Source organism: Streptococcus mitis (assembly GCF_001579045.1).
Classification (GTDB): domain Bacteria; phylum Bacillota; class Bacilli; order Lactobacillales; family Streptococcaceae; genus Streptococcus; species Streptococcus mitis_D.
In genome coordinates, this window is record NZ_KQ970261.1 from 58,826 (window position 1) to 78,134 (window position 19,309).

A 19,309-nucleotide genomic window follows, 5' to 3' on the forward strand; every position below is an offset into this window, starting at 1 on the left:
AGAGGAAATTTATGAGTATTAAACTAATCGCCGTCGATATCGACGGAACCCTAGTCAACAGCCAAAAGGAGATCACTCCTGAAGTCTTTTCTGCCATCCAAGATGCCAAACAAGCTGGTGTCAAAGTCGTCATTGCAACTGGCCGCCCTATCGCAGGTGTTGCCAAACTTCTGGACGACCTGCAGTTGAGAGACGAGGGTGACTATGTGGTGACCTTCAACGGTGCCCTTGTCCAAGAAACTGCTACAGGCCATGAGATTATCAGCGAATCCTTGACCTATGAGGATTACCTAGATATGGAATTTCTCAGTCGCAAGCTCGGTGTCCACATGCACGCTATTACCAAGGACGGTATCTATACTGCCAATCGCAATATCGGAAAATATACAGTTCACGAATCAACCCTCGTCAGCATGCCTATCTTCTACCGCACCCCTGAAGAAATGGCTGGCAAGGAAATTGTCAAATGTATGTTCATCGATGAACCAGAAATTCTCGATGCTGCGATTGAAAAAATCCCAGCAGAATTTTACGAACGTTACTCCATCAACAAATCTGCTCCTTTCTACCTTGAACTCCTTAAAAAGAATGTAGATAAGGGTTCAGCTATTACTCACTTAGCTGAAAAACTCGGATTGACCAAAGATGAAACAATGGCTATCGGTGACGAAGAAAATGACCGTGCCATGCTGGAAGTCGTTGGAAACCCCGTTGTCATGGAAAATGGAAATCCAGAAATCAAAAAAAATCGCCAAATACATCACTAAAACAAATGACGAATCTGGCGTTGCCCATGCCATCCGTACATGGGTGCTGTAAAATAATTTGAATATAGAAAAAGCACTCCATAAGTTAGAGATAATGTACTGACCCCAAAAGTTAGACAGAAAAAATCTTACTTATGGGGTGCAGTTTAAAATTCAGTATTTTTGGTTTCTAGTTCTATCTCCTTAATAATTATTAAATCTGAAAAAGGTAGTACATTATGTAAAACCTTTTTCAATTTTTTATTTTACTACGAATTAATATTATTTTTTCTAATGATAATTAATCCACTAATCTTCCTTTATAAATATTGCAGTTCTTTTCTTAGTTAGCTTTTTTTCATAACTCTTTATAAGAATAACCAATAAACTACTTAGTAATCCCAAAATAACTAGACTTAATCTCGGGTTTAAAAGCCAATTAAAATAAGCAGCCAGTATCCCTCCAAAAGGAGCAAAAATGGTAGCTATTACAAAAGAACTAGAAAGTATCTTTCCAATATTATACACAGTACTTTCTTGCTGCTGTATTGTTGTAATCGAAACAGAAGCTATTGTAATTAATCCGCTCAAAATTGAATAACAAATTCCAAAAAATATCCAATTTTCTACTATTCCACTCGCCATAATGACAAGTGGGATGTTTGCCATTGATATATTCATCAATATAAAGGCATCCTTCTTATTCAAAAAGTAGAAAGAAAGGTTACTGTTATCAAACTTCCAAATCCAGCAATTGAGTAAACAATCCCAACAAGACTATTTGATAATTTCAATTACGTCCATTTTTTTCTCTCATTAATTGGACATAACCCTTTGTTTCTATTTTTGAATTTAAAAACGAGAACTCTCCGCACATTTTCTCATAAAAATTATTATAATCTTCTTTTGAAAAATCTCCTAAAATCTCTATTTCAAGATAAAATCCAAGACCATCAATCTTATCTAGATTAATCGTTTTATTTTCTAATGCGTCATGATAAGTCTTTCTATATTTACTTATTGTGAAAATATTTGAAAAACCATCTTGCAAGATATTTCTTACAAATTCTAATTTTTCAGATTCTAACTCTATTTCACTTTCACTCCACATTCCTTGTTTTATCGTATCTTTTCTTGTGAAAATACTTGCTCTATTATCATCTTCTTGACGAATTCTGTAGATAAAGCTACCTACCTCATCATTTTCAAATTCTCTTCCTTTTATTTTAAAATATTCATCAACTTGCTTATTTTCACTCTTAAATTTATAAGATTTTTCTAAATATGAAATAGCATTATTATAATCTCTCTCATCGTTGAGTTCAAATCTAACTTCTAATTCATTCATTAAGTTTACCTCTCAATTCTTCAAAGGCTGAAGTCTTTTTACATTAACTCAGTCTATAGTAAGTTTCTGGTGATGTTTTATGGACAAAAAGCCTAATATTTTCTTGCACTCATTTTAGCACTTCAATATAATACTGTCAAGGATTTTGATAATATTTTTTTATTTATTTTCATTAAATATATATTTGTATTATTTTGGATTGAAAAAACGATGCTTACTTGAACATCGTCTTTACTATTCTGTCATATCTGCAATGTAATGCTCGATTTTAAGAGCCATTGACATATTTCCCTCAAGCTTATATAGGAAATAAGCCGTTTCAAAGTACTCTTTTACTGCAACTTTAGAAGAAAAATTCTTACTGACATTTCCCATCAATACATACAAATCAGCCAAAAGATATGTTGTTCTATACGTCTTACATTGCTTTATCGTATCTGTGATTTTAGTAATAGCTTCTTCAGTATTATTCTGCAACCATAGATAGCGACAAACATTATAATTAAATTTAATAGAAAGGTTTAATTCTTCGATTGTTTTTAAATTGAGTTGATTTACTTGATACTCTAACTTTTCTCGAATTTCATTAAAACTCTCTAAATCTTCAATATCATAATAAAAATTGAATAGAGTATTTGCAACTTGAAGGTAGGTCAAGTCAGTTACACTTAACTGAGACAGTACCTTCTCCAATCTTGCCACAGCCTCCTCTTTTTGCCCATAGAAATAAAAATCTATAAGAGATTTTATCCACTCCATATAAAACTTATCTACTAAAGACAAGCGATGTATCTTTACACTCTCTAATTCATATATATATTTTAAAGACTCATAATTTCGATTTGTGATAAATGTCTGGGCTAACTTTTTAAACTCTGATAACTCATCAATCTCTTCTACAATCTGCTCATTAAAAAAATAGTCTATACTAACTTTTAACTTCTTAGACAGAGCATATAAAAAGTCTGCTCCTGGAGTAAATTCTCCATTCTCTAATCGACTAATCTGTCCCTGTTTACATATCCCCTCAGCCAATTCTCGCTGAGACATTTTTAATTCTTTTCGTCTATTTTTTAATCTTGTTGCTAATAGTGTACCCACGTTTGCATTTTCCTTTTCAATTTGATATCAATTTCAATTGTAACATGATTAAATTTTAAATACAAATTAATAAACCAAAAGATACAAATTATATATAAACAATGACCAGATAGGTTACCTTTGAAAACCTATCCCTTCTTCTTTTGAAATTTCCTTACTCAAACGATTGATAAACTTATTAACTTGAAATGGATTAGATATTAGACTATCATATTCAGATTTTGTTATTAATATTATTTAACAGACCACAAATAGTCTTTTACAACATATCAAATTCAGGGGAACAATAACGATTTTCCCCATTTTTTAGGCTCTCTATTTCATAACAATCAATTCTTTTTGTCACATACCTTAGCCCGAAAAATCCACACCCAATCTTTTTGAAAGCTGTTTAAAGCTTTGTACTTGCTTTCTGAGTTCATAGATCTGAAACTTAACCTCATTTGTCCAATTCCATAATAAAAATAAGGACATTCTAACAAAGGAAGTCCTTATTTTTTAACTAATAGATGTCAAAGTTACTATGCAGATCCACTTTATTCTGTAATCATTGATCAAAATATAATTTTTTGTAAAATTTTGATTATGAATTAGTCAAAGAAAAAATACTAACCTATTTTAAAAAACTAAATTGTAATGATTGCCTATAAATAAACACTTTGAATATTCTTTATTTTTCTTAATTTACTAAAAATGCCCCCTGCAGGAATCGAACCTGCAACTACTCCTTAGGAGGGAGTTGTTATATCCATTGAACTAAGGGAGCTAGATAAAAACTCTGCTGATTGAGCAGAGTTTTTTAGCCGAATTAACGACGGATTTCTTTGATACGAGCTGCTTTACCTTGAAGTGCACGCAAGTAGTACAATTTCGCACGACGTACTTTACCGTAACGTACAACTTCGATTTTTTCAACACGTGGAGTGTGGATTGGGAAGATACGCTCAACACCTACACCGTTAGAGATTTTACGAACTGTGTAGTTTTCTGAGATACCAGCACCTTTACGTGCGATAACAACACCTTCAAAAATCTGGATACGTTCACGGTTACCTTCGACAACTTTCGCGTGTACACGAACAGTGTCACCAGGACGGAATGATGGGATATCTGTACGAAGTTGACCTTCAGTCAAGCTTTGGATTAATGGATTCATTTTATTCTCCTATCTTTGTCAATCTTGAGGAATCTTCCTCAGCGGATAAACTGTATTTTTGTGCGTCCATTACACACAAGATACAGTTTACCAAATTTCCACAAAAAAGTAAAGAAATTTATAGCAGAATTCCTAAAACAATCGCAACCAAACCACCTAGGTAGGTCAAAGTCAGGTAAACGTAAAAAAACTTCTTATCGCTTAACAGTCTTTGAAGTTCATCATTCAAGGTCGAAAAAGTCGTTAAACCGCCACAAAATCCTGTTGCTAAAATAGCATAGACTTCCTTAGACTCCACATGATTGTAGAATAATCCAATTAAAAAACAACCCAAAAGATTGGCTATTAGCGTTCCGAGTGGCAATTTAGAAGCTTGATTATAGCGGGAAAAGAAATAACGTACGAGCGCTCCTAAGCCACAAGCAATTGCAAGATAGACGATTACCATTTTTTCCTCCCTAGAAAATAAGCCAAGAGTAGACCTCCACCAATACTCAAAAGCAAATACATGATCAAACTAAGATAACGCCCGGTATCCAGTAATTTTACAGCATCAAGCATTAGACTGGAAAAGGTTGTTAAACCTCCGCAAAAACCTGTACCCAATGCTAAAATAACACCTTTACTTGTCCCCTTATAAACCAGATAACCCTTGACAAGATAAACCAAGCAGAAAATGCCTAGATAGTTAACAAGAAGGGTTCCCCAAGGAAAGTCAGGACTGGCTGGTAACCAAGTGGAAACTCGATAGCGCACAAGTCCGCCCAACATAGCAGCTAGCAAAATCCCTAGCGGATAAAATTGTTCTTTTTTCATTTGATGTTTTGATCCTGATAATCACGCGAACGTTTGAGTACGTCCGAAAATGTTGCGACAATAGTCTCCTGATAGCGCTTGTCTCCTACACGACTCCTAACCTTTTCAAAAATAACCGCTTCTCTCTTAGTATCTAAAATCGGTTTTCCTGAAGCCTTCTTATAGGCAACTACACCCTCAACCAAATGCATTCGTTCTTCTAGAAGTTTAACAATTTGATCGTCGATTTGATCAATTTCTTGACGAATACTATCTAAATCCATAGTGTCTCCTCCTTTATTTGAATTATTGTATCAAAAAGCCACCAAATAGGCTAGTAAAATCCCAAGTCACGATAAGAAAAATGCACTGATTGTTTGCATCAGCGCACGTTTATGCTTATCCTACTTTAGCAGCCAATTCTTCTGCGAATTGTTCCAAGCGTTCAATATCTTCTTCCTCGGCAGAAAGATCAACTTTGACACACTCTGAACCTTTTTCTGCTCCTGTTGAAACAAAAACACGATCAAAGTCATCAACAGCCTTACAAAATTCATCGTAGAAGGTATCTCCTGAGCCGACCACTCCGTAGATTTTACCATTCAAGTTGAGATCTGCTAGGTCTTCGTAGAAGTCCATCATCTCATCTGGCAATTCACCATCACCATAAGTATAGGTCGCAACGATAGCGATGTCAGCTTCCAAGAAGTCTGAAGCGTCAACCGTTGTACATTCATCAACATCGACATCCAAGCCCAAGTCACGTAATTTGTCTGCTACAATATCTGCAATTTCTTCGGTATTACCGGTCATACTGGCAAATACAATTTTTGCTAATGCCATATCGTCCTCCTCAATTTATCTTTCTCCATTATATCACATCTTTTTCATTTTAAAAATAAAAATTCTTGTGCTACAATGAAATGAGAAAGAATTGAGGTTATTTATGGAAATTTGCCATCAAATTTTAGAAAAAATTAAAGAATACGACACGATTATCATTCATCGTCATATGAAACCAGACCCTGATGCCTTGGGAAGTCAGGTGGGATTAAAAGCTCTTCTCAAACATCATTTCCCAGAAAAAACCATCAAAGCTGTTGGTTTTGATGAACCAACTCTTACTTGGATGGCGGAAATGGATCTTGTGGAAGATAGTGCCTACCAAGGTGCCCTTGTCATCGTCTGTGATACGGCGAATACTGCTCGTATCGATGATAAGCGCTATAGTCAAGGTGATTTTCTCATTAAGATTGATCACCATCCAAATGATGATGTATACGGTGACCTATCTTGGGTGGATACTAGTTCAAGTAGCGCTAGTGAGATGATTACCCTATTTGCCCAAACAACCCAGCTGGCCTTGTCAGATCGCGCTGCTGAATTACTCTTTGCAGGAATTGTTGGTGATACAGGTCGCTTCCTCTACCCTTCTACCACTGCACGGACTCTTCGTCTGGCTGCCTATCTAAGAGAACAGAACTTTGACTTTGCGGCTCTCACCCGCAAAATGGACACTATGAGCTACAAAATTGCTAAACTTCAAGGCTACATTTACGACCATCTGGAGGTGGATGAAAATGGCGCAGCGCGCGTTATCCTGAGTCAGGAAATCTTAAAACGATTCAATGTCACCGATGCTGAAACTGCAGCCATTGTCGGTGCACCTGGACGTATTGACAGTGTGAGTCTCTGGGGAATTTTTGTAGAGCAGGCTGATGGCCACTACCGCGTTCGCTTACGCAGTAAAATTCATCCTATCAATGAAATTGCCAAAGAACATGATGGAGGAGGCCACCCTCTAGCAAGTGGGGCTAATTCCTATAGCCTAGAGGAAAACGAAATCATCTACCAAAAGTTAAAAAACTTGCTTAAAAACTGATAAAATACTTGCCAAACTTTTCAGAATCTGATAGACTAGTATGGTAACAATCTATGGCTCGCAAAGAGACCATGGCAGAAAGGAAATATTGCAAAATGAAAAAAGATATCCATCCAGAATATCGCCCAGTTGTCTTCATGGACACAACTACTGGTTACCAATTCCTTAGCGGTTCAACAAAACGCTCTAACGAAACAGTTGAGTTCGAAGGTGAAACTTACCCATTGATCCGTGTGGAAATTTCATCAGACTCACACCCATTCTACACTGGACGTCAAAAGTTCACTCAAGCAGATGGACGCGTGGATCGTTTCAACAAAAAATACGGTCTCAAATAATGATAAGAGAACAGTTTCGGCTGTTCTTTTTTCTTTCTTGAAATCAACTGCTGTTTTCATGTTCCAGACTCAAAAAAACTTTGCACTCTAGCTAGTCACACGATGGTTTCTAGAGTACAAAGTTTTCTCTTGCCTAAAAAATATAAAAGATATATACTAGATATATATCGTATAGACTGGAGATATACCATGACGACATCACTTACTAAACAATACAATTTTAAAATCAACGAGTCATCAATGGAACAAGCTAGAGCTATCATCAAGGAAAAAGGAATGACTATGACGGATGCTATTAGTCTTTTTATCGAGCAGATTGTTCTCGAACAGGATTTGCCAATAAAAACTGCAGAAGATTTACATCGTGAGCGATTGATTCAGGAACTACAAGCCCAATCTGAACGCGCCTTAAGAGAATACGAATCCGGAAAAGGAACTTCCCTAGACAATATGAGGCTACGATATGACTTATAAAGTGATTCTTTCTACTGAAGTGAGTCAGGCAATTGACAGTATTCATGACTACATTACTACTGTTCTTTTATCACCTCAGTCTGCTAAGAATACTGTAGCCAGAATTTTAGACGGCTTAAAAAGTTTAGAAACTTTTCCTGAAGCTGGCTTTGATGCAGATGAAAAAATAGGACTAAAAATCAACAGTAAGTACCCCACGCGAGGAAAAATTATCGGACAATATATCTTGCTTTACTTTATCGATCAAACTCAAAAAACTGTTTTTCTTTCCCACTTATTCCACACAAAAAGCGACTATGTTACCTTGCTACAAAGCAAAAATAATAAATCATTTTAATGCCCACTGCTCTCTTAATAACCTTGTACTTAGTCTTCGTTTTAACTAAAAACTCAAAAAAACTTTGCACTCTAGCTAGCCACACAATGGCTTCCAGAGTACAAAGTTTTTTTATTTGACAAGGTTTAGTCTTCCTTATCTTGATTTTCAGTTCCTTTAACTGCTTTTTTAAATTCAGATAGCATTTTACCGATTGACTCGCCTAGTTCAGGCAATCGTTTTGGTCCAAAGATCAAGAGAGCTCCTAAAACGATGATAATCAATCCTGGTGCTCCGATATCACGTAAGATTCCCATTTCTCGCTCCTTTCTGCTTGCGTTTCATAATGTATTTGCTTATGGTAATACTCAATTCATAGAGTAAAATCAAGGGGGCAGTCATTGCTAAATCACTGACAAAATCGGCTGGTGTCAAGATGACTGCAAGTACCAATAAGATAAAATAGGCATATCGGCGATAAGCAATCAATAATTCTGGTCCAATGACTCCAATCGACGTCAAAAAGGCAATGATAACTGGCAATTCAAAAATCAGAGCCAAAGGCAAGGTCGTTTGAAAAACAAAGGACAGATAATTTTGAGCTGTTAACTGCGTTTCAAATAATCCCTCTCCCAACCCTAACAAAACCTGAAGTAAGGCTGGTGTTACAAAGTAAAAACCAAAAGCCAGTCCAACTAGAAAACAAAGGAAACTAGCTGGAATATAGGCAAAGACAGCTCTAGCCTCTTCCTTCTTTAAGCCTGGTTTGATGAAAGACCAGATATGATACACCGTGTAAGGCAAGGTGATGGTGAAGGCCATCAGACTAGCCAAACGTATGTAAATCCATAAAATATCATTAGGGCCTAAAACAATCAACTTTTGCTGAAAAGATTGGGTCACATACTGGTAAATCTGGTCTGCAAACAGCAGAGAGACACAGAATACCAAAAAGAAACAAATGACCACAGCCAATAATCTCTTTCTAAATTCTACCAGATGTTCAACGATTGTCAATTCTTTTCTATCCATTTATTTTTCACCCTGTCTAAAAGTGACAATCAAGACAATAACAACAAAGATTAGCTGGCTGGTCAAGCCTTCCCAACTTGGATAAATTCCAAGTAAGTCGATTGTTGGAAATCCTGTCAACAAGTGATTTGGTGCCATATTGGTCAACTGAAGGGCATGGACACTAACCCCCAGCATCTTAAAGGCTAAGATATAAATCATCCATGTTAGGAGAAAGAAGACCTTATGTGGCAAGAAGAATTGACTGGCCTTGTTCATCAGAACGGCAATAATTACCAGAACCAGCAAGGCAAGTGAAATTCCCAAGACAAATTCAAAGCTAGAAATCCTTGGTAAAATTCCAACATAAAAAAGAATGGTTTCTGCTCCCTCACGGAAAACAGCTAGAAAACTGAGGGCAAACATGGAAATAAAGGAACCTGTCTTTGTCACTGTTTCCATTTGTGACTCCATAAAGGCATTCCATTTTTTGACTGAGGATTTGCTATGGAGCCAGATTCCAATCACAATCATCATAGCTACCGCAAAAATTCCAACTGCTCCTTCTATGATTTCACGATTGGAGCCTGATGTTACTGCTGGAAAGGCAATTTGCAGAATGAAAGCAATAAGAAGACTGGCCATGATTCCAGTGATAGCACCACCATAAACCCACTTGAGCCCTTTTCGCAACTTGGCTGCTTTCAAGGTCGTTACCAAAGCCATAACGATTAATAGAGCCTCTACACCTTCTCTTAGGAGAATGAGCATAGCATCAAAGGCATTGTATCTTGCGCTGGTATCAATTTGTGATAAATCTGCAATCAGTTTTTCTAATTTTTCTTGATATTCCTTCTCACTTGCCTTGACCATAATCACAGGGCTTTCACTCTCCACTCTAGTATAGAGGGATGGATTGGTCGTACTAACAGAACCCTCAATCGTTGGCCAGATAGTGATGAATTCCTTCATACTAGCTGCTCCTGATGCTTGGTCACCAGCTTGGAATTGTTCCAAAGCCTTCTTCAAAAGAGCAATGCCGTCTTTGAGAGTCAAATCAGAAGATGTTGTTGCGACTTCTTTTCCAGTTACAAAATCATCAATAGCCTTTTTTAAGTCCTCAAAGGAAGTCTGGATTGAGTTGAAATCTGTAGGCTCGGTTTCCATACTACTACGCAAGAAAGAAATAGCTGTTTCAACACGGCCATAATGGGCTGTACTATTGTCACGAACCACACTTTCATTGATGGTCCAAGTGGAATTCATTTTCTTAAAAGCCTCTCGAACCTTTTCCAAATCTTTGGAAGTAATAGCCTGTTCCAAGGCTTCAAAACGTGAACTCAGACGGTTGACCAATTTTTCCTTTTCCGCATCTAGGTCAACAAGATTTTGTTCTTTTTCAAAGGATAATAAGGCTGAAGAAATTTCAGTGAGTTTGTCTTCAGTGATATTTCCTGATTGAGCTAACTTTTCCTTAACGACTTTACCAGCCTCAGAATTGCTGTCTTCTACTCTTTCGAAGTCTGAAGCCATCTCTTTAACGAGGTTCTGGGCCTCAGACTGATTGCCATTTTTGACCGCTTTAGAAGCATCTGTGATTTTTACAAAGTAAGAACTCAAGCTTTCTTGGGCACCTACTGGGGAAAGAATTAAAAATGACAAAGCTAAAACCAAGAACCAGCTTCTAGCCTTCCAGTAATTTTTGTCCAATGTAGCCTCCTTTCTCCACACCACCAAAGCAAGCAAAGAGTCCACTACCGATGTGAGTGATATATTCATTCATCTTATCTGTAGCACCAAGATTGGTTTGAACCTTGACAAAATTATCAGGATCCTTCTGGAAAGAAATGAAGAGCAAGCCTGTATCAAACTGACCAGTCTTTTCATCAATCCCATCTGAGTAAGAATAAGAACGACGTAAAAGGGGCTTGTCTACTTCCTTAGCCAAACGGACATGTGAATCATCAGGTAAGAGACTCAGATCCACTTCATCAAACTCGTTCTTCTTGCCAAAGGGGGCACCACTTTCCTTGTAACGACCAAAGGTATTTTCCTGTTCTTCAAGACTAGTACGGTCCCAGGTCTCTAAAAACATCTGAATCCGACGAACTGCCATATAAGAACCATTTTCCATCCAGTCCTTACTATCAGTCCAGATAACGCGGTCAAAGTCTTGCTCCTTGGTTGGATTTGCTGTTCCATCCTTAAAACCAAAGAGGTTACGCGGAGTCTCCATTCGATCACCGATAGCTGCAAAACCAGACTGACTCCAACGAAGGGTCACTGCATTTCTCCCCTTACGGATGAGGTTACGAATCGCATGAAAGGCAACTTGCTCATCATCGGCACAGGCCTGGATCACAATATCTCCACCAGTATATTTTTCACGCAATTGCTCCTTAGGAAAAGGCGGTAAATCCCTGAACACCTGAGGACGCTTGTTTTCCAAGTTCATCTTTTTCAAAAAACTCGCAGACACACCAAAAGTTAGTGTCAAACGATGAGGATTCAGCCCCACTGTTTCACCAGTGTCGCTCGGAGGCAAGAGAGCATTCTGTCCATCTTTTTTGACCAGTTCCCCCTCGACCAACTTAGCACTATAATTCGTCCAATCCTTGAACAACTGGATAATCTTATCTCTATCCATCGTATGCAGGTCCAAGACAACAAAATAGATATTCTTTTGCATGGGCGTACTAATCCCAGCTTGATGCTTGCCATAAAAAGCAATTTTTTCATTTCCGTACGAGATTTTTTCCTGACTTCCTAGCTTAGGTGCGAAAAAAGCAGAAGCACCAGAGAGTCCTAGCGCTAAACCAGCCCCTCCAATCCCTGCTTTTTTTAGAAATTCTCGACGGTCCATTTTCTTTTCAAAAAACTTTTCGTCTTTTTCAGTCATGACTCTTATTCTCCACTAAGAAATTTACCCATTTGTGATAGAGGTTCACCAAGTTTTGTCACAGCTTCTGACAATTCTTTGGTATCTTCTTTTGTCAAATCAGTATAGAGCTTGTAATGTTCCTTGTCGGTCATGTGTTTGTCCAACAAACTATTAACAGACTTGAAATCTGCTTCCAATTCTTTAACTAGGTTAGCGTCTGATTTTTCAAGTAAAGGTTTAAAGAGTTGGAAAATCTTCTCAGCACCTTCGATATTGGCACGGAAGTCATACAAGTCTGTATGAGAATAAATTTCCTCTTCCCCTGTAATCTTGCTTGTTGCAACTTCGTTAAGCAAGTCAACTGCCCCAGTCAGCATAACCTTGTAGTCCACATCAACAGTTGCAATCTTGGCTTTCAATTCCTTGATATCATTTACTAACTGATCGCCGTAGCTTTCAGTTCCTTTAGTTGTATTATCTTCCCAAAGGATACGCTCGATACGGTGGAAACCCGACCAACCTTCTTCTGTCTTGTTTTCGTCCATGTAGTCTGCCAAACGGAAGTCAATCTTGACATCTGACTCACCAAAACTCTCGGCAATCGGTTCTGAACGCTCATAAGACATACGAATCAGTGGATAGACCATCTTAGCTTCTTCCAACTTACCTTCTTTCAAAAGTTTGACAAAGCCTTCCGTATCTGTCAACAGTTTATCGATTTGCTCTTGCACAAAAGTCTTATAGTCAGCAGTGGCCTTATCAAGCATTTTCTGCTTGTCTTCAGACAAGGCTGTCATCTTAGATGAATCATTTGTCTCGGTTGATTTTTCAAAACGGACTGCACATGCTGTCAATAGCAAGGCTGAAGATAAAAGGACAAAACCTAGTTTTTTCATTGTATACTCCTATTGGTTCAGGAAACCTGAATTAATTTTATACTCTTCAAAAATCAAATTCAAACCACGTCAGCGTCGGCTTGTCGTACTCAAGTACTGCCTGCGCCTAGCTTTCTAGTTTGCTCTTTGATTTTTATTGAGTACTACGTTTCATTATATCATGTTTTCACTCATTTTTCAATAAATTTTCAGACAATTTAATGTTATGAGCAACCTTACCAATAAAAAACTAAGCCTAGGAAAATCTCCAAAGCTTAGTTTGATCTAGTTTCTTAATTTCCAGCGTAATATTTTTGAATTCCTTTAATAATACCTTCAACCAACTTATCTTGGTATTGGTCACTACGGATTCGTTGGTTTTCTTCTGAATTATCCATATAACCCAACTCTAATAACACAGCAGGTTTCGCAGTCTCACGAAGAACAGCGAAGGTGGCTTGCAAAAGCCCAGCATCTCTAGCTCCTGTCTCGGTCAAGAGAGATGAATGAAGGTCAGCGGCCAAACGATTACTTTCACTCATACGGTCTGGATTATTATGCCAGTACTGGTTAATCTTGCTCGGATAATCTGCATCTTCCTTATAAGAATAAGTCTGTATTCCCAGATTCAGCGTTGTGTCATTCCCAGTAGCATTAAAATGAATACTAATAAAGAAGTCTGCATTCGTCTTATTTACCATACGAGAACGCTCTGTCACAAAGTCAACATCCACATCACTATCACGAGATGTTAAAACTGTATAGCCCAATTCTTCTAAACGTTTCCGTAATTTACGAGAGACCTGTAGATTCAAATCTTTTTCAGCTATTCCATAATAGTAAGCGCCCGAATCACGTCCACCATGCCCAGGATCTAGGAAGATAGTTTTACTATAGCGCCCCTTTTCAAATCCTTTTGGAAGTTCTTGCACCCATTTACCATTATCTTTGAAAAAATGACTACTTCCATCAATAGTATAAGTTCCAGTAACATAAACGCCATCTTCTTTAAGATAATACCAAGCTTGATAATCTGGATCATAAACCCACTCTTTGTGAGCCATGTAACCACCAGATTTTAGATAGTAAGAGCCAACCCATTGCTGTTCAGCATAGTGCCCACCTGACTTGAGATAAAACCAGCTAGAGTAGTTAGGATCGTACACCCATTCTTTATCTGCCATAGCCCCACTGGACTTCAGGTAATAATTTCCCTTCCAAGTATTAGCCATCATGACACCATTTTGATCAAATGCATACCATTTACCATTGATTTGACTCCATTGGTTAGACAAATATTTTCCTGAGCCATTGGCGTAGTACCACTTGTTAGCCATCTGATACCAGCTATTTTCAAGTAAGTAACCATTCTTATCAAATAGGTAGCCCTCATAAAGAGTATCTGTAAATTTGACACCTGTTTGACTATAATAAGTCCACTTCCCGTCTTCTTTTACCCAACCAGTTTGTAGCTTAGACTTAGTAGGAAGAGTTGGTTTTGTCTCCTGTTCACTCGAACTAGGAGTCGTTGGCTGGTTTTCTGTAGCTGCTTGAGAAGCATTTGCAGAGCTAGTAGTTGAACTACCAATAGAGTTATTCGCAGAATGACTAGCATCATTAGCTAAAACTGTTTGGCTAGTGAATCCAATAAGAGCCAGAGCAAGAATCGTAAATTTCTTATATGATTTCATTTATAACCTTTCTAGGGGAATGGAATCCCTGTGTTATTGAGTTCTTTGACTTCCTTGATGAAAATAGATTTTCATTACAGATTTACCCTCTGTATTATACACTAATATTAAATTTATTTTGAAGTGATAGAAAAGCTTCTCATTAGCCAGTCTACTTGTTCTGATATTAGAACTTTGACATCCTTTTCTGTACTTGGCCAAATCCAGTTACCTTTCTCAAAACGTTTATAAAGTTGATTATCCCAGTAAAGAGCTTTAAAATAGTCTTTACGTCCACCACAAACGAGATTGTGTAACCTATACAGGAACAATAGATTGCGACATTAAAATATACTCCAATAATTTTACTTTCACTATAGTATACAGGAGGCGTTGCATCAATGATAGATACATTGTTATGACGCGCTTACCTTATAAATCTCCTAGCAGACTTTCCTGCTAGGAGATTTTATGTTATGAGAGGTACTTGTTTAAGCTTTGAAAATCGGACTTATCATCTGATAATTATCAAATAATCTACCAATTAAGCTTCTTCGTCTTCTTTACGACGACGGCCTGCAAGACCAAGACCAAGTAATGCACTTGCGGCAGCGGCTACCATAGCTACAGTAGAATCTGCTGTACCTGTATTTGGTAATTCTTTAGCTGCTTTACGCGCATTTGCTGCTTGAGTTGTAGCTGGAGCTACAGCTGGTGTTTGAGCAGCTTGGTCATTAGCTGGAGTTGCATGATTAGTTGCTGGAGCAACTTCCGCCATGAAGTCTTCGATACGTTTCACCATTGCATCCACTTCTGCTTGACTTGCGTCTGCATTGGCAAATACTTTCTTAGCGTCTGCTAATAAGTCATTCGCTTCTTTTGCAGTTTCTGCATCAAGCTTAGCTAATTCTTTAATGATCAATTCATCTAATTGATGGATAGCACCTTCTAACTTAGCTTTATTCACTTTTGCATCAGTGTTATTAGCTGCGTTATTGCCAGAATTTCCATCATTCCCACCATTATATGAAGGTATCACATCTTTATTTTTTTGTGGAGTAACTTCAACTGGAACATTTACAGTTGTTTCTTTTCCACCTGGTAGTCTTAATGTTACCTTAGCAAACTTTCTACCTAGTGTAGTTGTATCAGGTAAGTCAATATTCATCACTGTAACTGTTTCTGGTAAGTTCAGTTTTGAAATAATATCAGCTTGACTAATTGCTTTTCCACGTTCAACTGTTACTACTCCAGTAACAGATGCTTGTAAGGCTGCTTTAATGTCTAATTCTGGTCTATCAAATACTAATGCATCTTGATCAATTTGGTATAAGAATGGTCTTAAAGCTTTTTCAATACCCTCGATACTTGTTGCTTTATCGATTGCATCCTTAGCTGCTTTTGCTTCTTCTCTTGCCAATTCTTTCGCCTTAGCTTTTTCTTCAGGAGTTAAATCTGTTCTTGCATCAATTTCTTTTTCTTTGTCAGCTAATCTTTCTTCAATAGATTTCTTAGCCTCTTCTTTTGCACCTAATGGGTTTACTTTAGCAATTTTATCTAACCCATTGTCTAAAACTTTTTTGATGTCATCTGAAGTTGTTGCTTTATCAATTGCATTTTTCGCTGCTTCTGCTTCTTCTCTGGCCGCTTTTTTCGCTGCTTCTTTTTCTTCTGGCAATAAGTCTGTTCTTGCATCGATTGCTTTTTCTTTTGCTGCTAAGGCTTCATCTATCGCTTTCTTAGCCGTTTCTTTACCGCCGATTGGATTTATCTTTTTGATATCATCTTTACCAGTTTCAGTTTTTGCTGACGCATCATTATGAGTTTTAGCATTTCCGATTGCTTCGATTGCTTTCTTAGCTTCTTCTGCAACTTTTGCTTTTGCTTTTGCTTTCTCATCATCAGTCAAATCAGTTCTTGCATCAATTGCTTTTTCTTTCGCTGCTTTCGCTGCTTCAATTTCTGCTTTCTCTGCTTCTTTTTCTATTGCTAATTTTCCTGATTCTTTAGCTGATGCAACTTCTTCTGTTGTTTTTGCTTTGTCAATTGCATCAATTGCTTTCTTAGCTTCTTCTGCAATTTTCGCTTTAGCTTCTGCCTTTTGAGCATCTGTCAAATCTGGATTTGAATCAATTGCTTTTTCTTTCGCTGCTTTTGTTTCTTCGATTTCTGCTTTTGCTTTATCTTTTCCTACTGGATTTACTTCTGATACAGCTTTTGTTCCTTCAGCTTGTTTCGCATCTACTGCAGCTTGATCTGTTGCAGCATTAATTGCATTCACTGCATCAATTGCCGCTTTCGCAACTTCTGCTTTCGCTTTGTCTTTTTCTTTATCTGATAATTTATCATCACGATCAATTTCAGCAAGTTTATCTTCTGTTGCTTTTTGAATCGCATCTAATGCTTTTTCTTTTCCGACTGGATTCACTGTTGCTACTGCCGTAGTCCCTGTTGTTTGCGCACTATCTACTGCTGTTTGATCTGTTGCTGCAATGATTGCGTTCACTGCATCAATAGCAGTTTTTGCAACTTTTGCTTTTGCTTTAGCTTTTTCATTATCTGATAATTTTTCATTCTTATCAATTTCTGCAAGTTTAGCTTCTGTTGCTTTTTGAATTACGTCTAAGGCTTTGTCTTTTCCTACTGGATTCACTGCTGTTACTGCTGTAATTCCAGTTGTCTTCGCACTATCTACTGTTGCCTGATCTGTTGCTGCATCAATTGCTTTCTCAGCTGCATTCGCCGCTTTCACTGTTGCTTCATTCGCTGCTCGTTTTTCATCGTCAGAAAGTTTATCATTAGCATTGATTGCTTTTTCTTTCGCTGCTTTTGTTGCTTCTACTTCTGCTTTCGCTGCTTCTTTTTCAATTGCAAATTTACCAGCATTTTTAGCTGCCGTAACATCGTTTTCAGTTGTTGCTTTATCGATTTCTGCATTTGCTTTATTAGCTGCATCTGCTACTTTTGCTTTGGCAGATTCTTTTTGTTCTGGTGTTAGATCATTATTAGCCACAATAGCATCTGTTGCTTTCTTAGCTGCATCTTCAACTTCTTTCTTAGCTGCTGATTTATCGATATCTTTAAGAAGTTTTGCTGCTTCTGATAGTTTAGATTTCAACTTATTAATCTGAGCTTGAACTCGATAAGCTTCTAACTCACCAGCATTATCTCCTTTAGCTAATAAATCTTTAGCTGCTTGTTTCGCAGCTACTAACTCATCACTAAGTTTAGCAACTTCATCATTATAAGCTTTGATACTATCTTTAGTTTTACCAGTTGTATCTGCTAATTTAAGATTTTCTTCAGCGTTTGCTAAATCATCTTTTTGGTCTTGAGTTATCTTGTCTAGTAACGTTGCTTTAGCTTTTTCTAACTCTGCTTTCTTAGCTTTTACATTTGTTAATGCTGTCGCAACTTCTTCTGGTGTTGAATCTGCATTATTGATGATACCTTCTGCTGCTGTTACTGCTGCATCTGCTGCCTGTTTTGCTGCGTCATATGCTTCTGTTGTTGATGTTGTTTTTCCATCTGTTACGTTTGCTACACCTGCTAATGCTTTTAATTCGTCTTTAGCTGTTGCTAAGTCTCCAGTATTTGCTTTGTCTTTTAGTAACGCTGTCGCATCTACTAACTTCGCTTTTAATGCTTCTACTTTTGCGATTGCTGCTGCGGCTTCTGCTTTTGTAGCGTTGTTTTGTCCTGCTTTCGTTACTAAGTCTGCTGCTGTAGTTTTCGCTTCTGTTAATTGTGATTGAATCGCATCTACTGCATTTTTGTATGCTGCAATACTTGCCGGTGTTTTTGTTTCTGCTAATGTGCTTTCTTCCGCTGGTGTTAACGCGGCTTCTGCTTTTCGTAACTCTGCTACTTGTTCTTCTGTAGCTTTATCTACTAGCGTTGCTTTAGCTGCGCCTAATTTTGCTTGTACTGCATCTACTGCTTCTTGTGCTTTTAATGCTGCGTGTTCACTTGCATTGTCTCCAGCTGCTTTTACTGCTGCGGCTTTGGCTTTGGCTTCTTCTAACTCTGTTGTTAGTTGAGTATATTTTTCATTATACGCATCAATACTGTCTTGAGTTTTTCCAGTTGTATCTGCTTTTGTTAGTTTCGCTGCATCTGCTTCTAATTTTGCTTTTTGAGCTTCTGTTGCTTTATCCACTAATGCTGCTTTGGCTTTTTCTAACTCTGCTTTCTTAGCTTTTACATTTGTTAATGCTTCTGCTACTTGTTCTGGTGTTGAATCTGCATTATTGATGATACCTTCTGCTGCTGTTACTGCTGCGTCTGCTGCTTGTTTTGCTGCGTCATATGCTTCTGTTGTAGATGTTGTTTTTCCATCTGTTACATTTGCTTCACCTGCTAATGCTTTTAATTCTTCTTTAGCTGCGGCTAAATCACCAGTATTCGCTTTGTCTTTTAGTAATGCATTTGCTTTTGCTAATTCAACTTTTAATGCTTCTACTTTTGCGATTGCTTCTGCTGCTTCTGCTTTTGTAGCGTTGTTTTGTCCTGCTTTTGTTACTAAGTCTGCTGCTTTGGCTTTCGCTTCTGTTAATTGTGTTTGAATCGCATCTACTGCATTTTTGTATGCTGCAATACTTGTCGGAGTTTTTGTTCCTGCTAATGTGCTTTCTTCCGCTGGTGTTAATGCTGCTTCTGCTCCTTCTAACGCTGTTTTTTGCTCGTCTGTTGCTTTCTCTACTAACACTGCTTTGG

General features: G+C 37.6%; 20 protein-coding genes, 1 tRNA gene and 1 pseudogene. 5 read left to right on the plus strand and 17 right to left on the minus strand.

Features of this window, described 5'->3' with window-relative positions; translation table 11 throughout:
* The first annotated feature begins 11 nt into the window (after window positions 1–11).
* Window positions 12–819: pseudogene (yidA, locus tag SMIDD28_RS00260) on the plus strand (sugar-phosphatase).
* A gap of 236 nt (window positions 820–1,055) precedes the next feature.
* On the opposite strand, the gene SMIDD28_RS00265 reads toward yidA, so the two are convergent.
* The 9 genes from SMIDD28_RS00265 to SMIDD28_RS00310 form a co-directional block, all read right to left on the minus strand.
* Complete coding sequence (locus SMIDD28_RS00265; RefSeq protein WP_231075092.1) at window positions 1,056–1,454, minus strand: hypothetical protein; 399 nt, start codon at window positions 1,452–1,454, stop codon at window positions 1,056–1,058.
* 82 nt (window positions 1,455–1,536) lie between these two features.
* Window positions 1,537–2,094, minus strand: coding sequence for a CYTH domain-containing protein (locus SMIDD28_RS00270; protein WP_061423856.1), 558 nt, complete (start codon window positions 2,092–2,094; stop codon window positions 1,537–1,539).
* Between the two features lie 234 nt (window positions 2,095–2,328).
* Entirely contained in the window at window positions 2,329–3,195 is an 867-nt protein-coding gene (locus tag SMIDD28_RS00275) for a helix-turn-helix domain-containing protein (RefSeq protein WP_061423857.1), read from the minus strand.
* Between the two features lie 694 nt (window positions 3,196–3,889).
* Window positions 3,890–3,961, minus strand: a tRNA-Arg gene (locus SMIDD28_RS00285).
* A gap of 42 nt (window positions 3,962–4,003) precedes the next feature.
* Window positions 4,004–4,351, minus strand: a complete 348-nt coding sequence (gene rplS, locus SMIDD28_RS00290; RefSeq protein WP_001068669.1) for a 50S ribosomal protein L19 — start codon at window positions 4,349–4,351, stop codon at window positions 4,004–4,006.
* A gap of 118 nt (window positions 4,352–4,469) precedes the next feature.
* Window positions 4,470–4,799, minus strand: a complete 330-nt coding sequence (gene crcB / locus SMIDD28_RS00295; RefSeq protein WP_061423858.1) for a fluoride efflux transporter CrcB — start codon at window positions 4,797–4,799, stop codon at window positions 4,470–4,472.
* A complete protein-coding gene (crcB, locus tag SMIDD28_RS00300; RefSeq protein ID WP_061423859.1) occupies window positions 4,793–5,167 on the minus strand; it encodes a fluoride efflux transporter CrcB in 375 nt (124 codons plus the stop codon). The genes crcB (SMIDD28_RS00295) and crcB (SMIDD28_RS00300) overlap by 7 nt, the downstream gene beginning before the upstream one ends.
* Window positions 5,164–5,430 carry a chorismate mutase gene (locus SMIDD28_RS00305; RefSeq protein ID WP_061423861.1) on the minus strand — a complete coding sequence of 89 codons (267 nt, stop codon included), beginning with the start codon at window positions 5,428–5,430 and terminating at the stop codon, window positions 5,164–5,166. The genes crcB (SMIDD28_RS00300) and SMIDD28_RS00305 overlap by 4 nt, the downstream gene beginning before the upstream one ends.
* Before the next feature lie 115 nt (window positions 5,431–5,545).
* Window positions 5,546–5,989 carry a flavodoxin gene (locus SMIDD28_RS00310; protein WP_001162128.1) on the minus strand — a complete coding sequence of 148 codons (444 nt, stop codon included), beginning with the start codon at window positions 5,987–5,989 and terminating at the stop codon, window positions 5,546–5,548.
* Window positions 5,990–6,092: 103 nt separating this feature from the next.
* Here SMIDD28_RS00310 and SMIDD28_RS00315 point away from each other — a divergent pair, with 103 nt between their 5' ends.
* From SMIDD28_RS00315 to SMIDD28_RS00330, 4 genes are all read left to right on the plus strand, one after another.
* Window positions 6,093–7,028: a DHH family phosphoesterase gene (locus SMIDD28_RS00315; protein WP_061423862.1), complete on the plus strand. Its 936-nt coding sequence runs from the start codon at window positions 6,093–6,095 to the stop codon at window positions 7,026–7,028.
* Window positions 7,029–7,123: 95 nt separating this feature from the next.
* A complete protein-coding gene (locus SMIDD28_RS00320; RefSeq protein WP_000710764.1) occupies window positions 7,124–7,366 on the plus strand; it encodes a type B 50S ribosomal protein L31 in 243 nt (80 codons plus the stop codon).
* 189 nt (window positions 7,367–7,555) lie between these two features.
* Complete coding sequence (locus SMIDD28_RS00325) at window positions 7,556–7,840, plus strand: type II toxin-antitoxin system RelB/ParD family antitoxin (protein WP_000213593.1); 285 nt, start codon at window positions 7,556–7,558, stop codon at window positions 7,838–7,840.
* Complete coding sequence (locus SMIDD28_RS00330; RefSeq protein ID WP_061423864.1) at window positions 7,830–8,177, plus strand: type II toxin-antitoxin system RelE/ParE family toxin; 348 nt, start codon at window positions 7,830–7,832, stop codon at window positions 8,175–8,177. Before SMIDD28_RS00325 ends, SMIDD28_RS00330 begins: the two co-directional genes overlap by 11 nt.
* Before the next feature lie 125 nt (window positions 8,178–8,302).
* On the opposite strand, the gene tatA is transcribed toward SMIDD28_RS00330, so the two are convergent.
* From tatA to SMIDD28_RS00365, 8 genes are all read right to left on the minus strand, one after another.
* On the minus strand, window positions 8,303–8,473 hold the full coding sequence (tatA, locus tag SMIDD28_RS00335; protein ID WP_000512112.1) for a twin-arginine translocase TatA/TatE family subunit: 171 nt from the start codon (window positions 8,471–8,473) through the stop codon (window positions 8,303–8,305).
* On the minus strand, window positions 8,457–9,188 hold the full coding sequence (tatC, locus tag SMIDD28_RS00340) for a twin-arginine translocase subunit TatC (protein WP_061423865.1): 732 nt from the start codon (window positions 9,186–9,188) through the stop codon (window positions 8,457–8,459). The genes tatA and tatC overlap by 17 nt, the downstream gene beginning before the upstream one ends.
* Entirely contained in the window at window positions 9,189–10,877 is a 1,689-nt protein-coding gene (locus SMIDD28_RS00345) for an FTR1 family protein (protein ID WP_061423866.1), read from the minus strand.
* Window positions 10,852–12,066, minus strand: a complete 1,215-nt coding sequence (efeB, locus tag SMIDD28_RS00350) for an iron uptake transporter deferrochelatase/peroxidase subunit (protein ID WP_061423867.1) — start codon at window positions 12,064–12,066, stop codon at window positions 10,852–10,854. Before efeB ends, SMIDD28_RS00345 begins: the two co-directional genes overlap by 26 nt.
* A 5-nt stretch (window positions 12,067–12,071) precedes the next feature.
* Window positions 12,072–12,944: an iron uptake system protein EfeO gene (gene efeO, locus SMIDD28_RS00355; RefSeq protein WP_061423868.1), complete on the minus strand. Its 873-nt coding sequence runs from the start codon at window positions 12,942–12,944 to the stop codon at window positions 12,072–12,074.
* A 272-nt stretch (window positions 12,945–13,216) separates the two neighbouring features.
* Window positions 13,217–14,614 (minus strand): N-acetylmuramoyl-L-alanine amidase, encoded by a 1,398-nt coding sequence (locus tag SMIDD28_RS00360; RefSeq protein ID WP_061423870.1) that lies wholly within the window; start codon window positions 14,612–14,614, stop codon window positions 13,217–13,219.
* 113 nt (window positions 14,615–14,727) lie between these two features.
* Window positions 14,728–14,925 (minus strand): IS66 family insertion sequence element accessory protein TnpB, encoded by a 198-nt coding sequence (tnpB, locus tag SMIDD28_RS10790; protein WP_155719299.1) that lies wholly within the window; start codon window positions 14,923–14,925, stop codon window positions 14,728–14,730.
* Window positions 14,926–15,137: 212 nt separating this feature from the next.
* The coding region (locus SMIDD28_RS00365; protein ID WP_061423871.1) for a DUF1542 domain-containing protein at window positions 15,138–19,309 on the minus strand (4,172 nt) is incomplete at its 5' end.

Excerpts from the sequence above, each read along its gene's own strand:
- efeB (WP_061423867.1), bottom strand. The coding sequence starts at position 12,066 with ATGACTGAAAAAGACGAAAAGTTTTTTGAAAAGAAAATGGACCGTCGA.
- tatA (WP_000512112.1), bottom strand. The coding sequence starts at position 8,473 with ATGGGAATCTTACGTGATATCGGAGCACCAGGATTGATTATCATCGTT.
- SMIDD28_RS00360 (WP_061423870.1), bottom strand. The coding sequence starts at position 14,614 with ATGAAATCATATAAGAAATTTACGATTCTTGCTCTGGCTCTTATTGGA.
- SMIDD28_RS00325 (WP_000213593.1), top strand. The coding sequence starts at position 7,556 with ATGACGACATCACTTACTAAACAATACAATTTTAAAATCAACGAGTCA.
- SMIDD28_RS00330 (WP_061423864.1), top strand. The coding sequence starts at position 7,830 with ATGACTTATAAAGTGATTCTTTCTACTGAAGTGAGTCAGGCAATTGAC.
- crcB (WP_061423858.1), bottom strand. The coding sequence starts at position 4,799 with ATGGTAATCGTCTATCTTGCAATTGCTTGTGGCTTAGGAGCGCTCGTA.
- SMIDD28_RS00310 (WP_001162128.1), bottom strand. The coding sequence starts at position 5,989 with ATGGCATTAGCAAAAATTGTATTTGCCAGTATGACCGGTAATACCGAA.
- efeO (WP_061423868.1), bottom strand. The coding sequence starts at position 12,944 with ATGAAAAAACTAGGTTTTGTCCTTTTATCTTCAGCCTTGCTATTGACA.
- tatC (WP_061423865.1), bottom strand. The coding sequence starts at position 9,188 with ATGGATAGAAAAGAATTGACAATCGTTGAACATCTGGTAGAATTTAGA.
- SMIDD28_RS00305 (WP_061423861.1), bottom strand. The coding sequence starts at position 5,430 with ATGGATTTAGATAGTATTCGTCAAGAAATTGATCAAATCGACGATCAA.
- SMIDD28_RS00270 (WP_061423856.1), bottom strand. The coding sequence starts at position 2,094 with ATGAATGAATTAGAAGTTAGATTTGAACTCAACGATGAGAGAGATTAT.
- SMIDD28_RS00320 (WP_000710764.1), top strand. The coding sequence starts at position 7,124 with ATGAAAAAAGATATCCATCCAGAATATCGCCCAGTTGTCTTCATGGAC.
- rplS (WP_001068669.1), bottom strand. The coding sequence starts at position 4,351 with ATGAATCCATTAATCCAAAGCTTGACTGAAGGTCAACTTCGTACAGAT.
- crcB (WP_061423859.1), bottom strand. The coding sequence starts at position 5,167 with ATGAAAAAAGAACAATTTTATCCGCTAGGGATTTTGCTAGCTGCTATG.
- SMIDD28_RS00315 (WP_061423862.1), top strand. The coding sequence starts at position 6,093 with ATGGAAATTTGCCATCAAATTTTAGAAAAAATTAAAGAATACGACACG.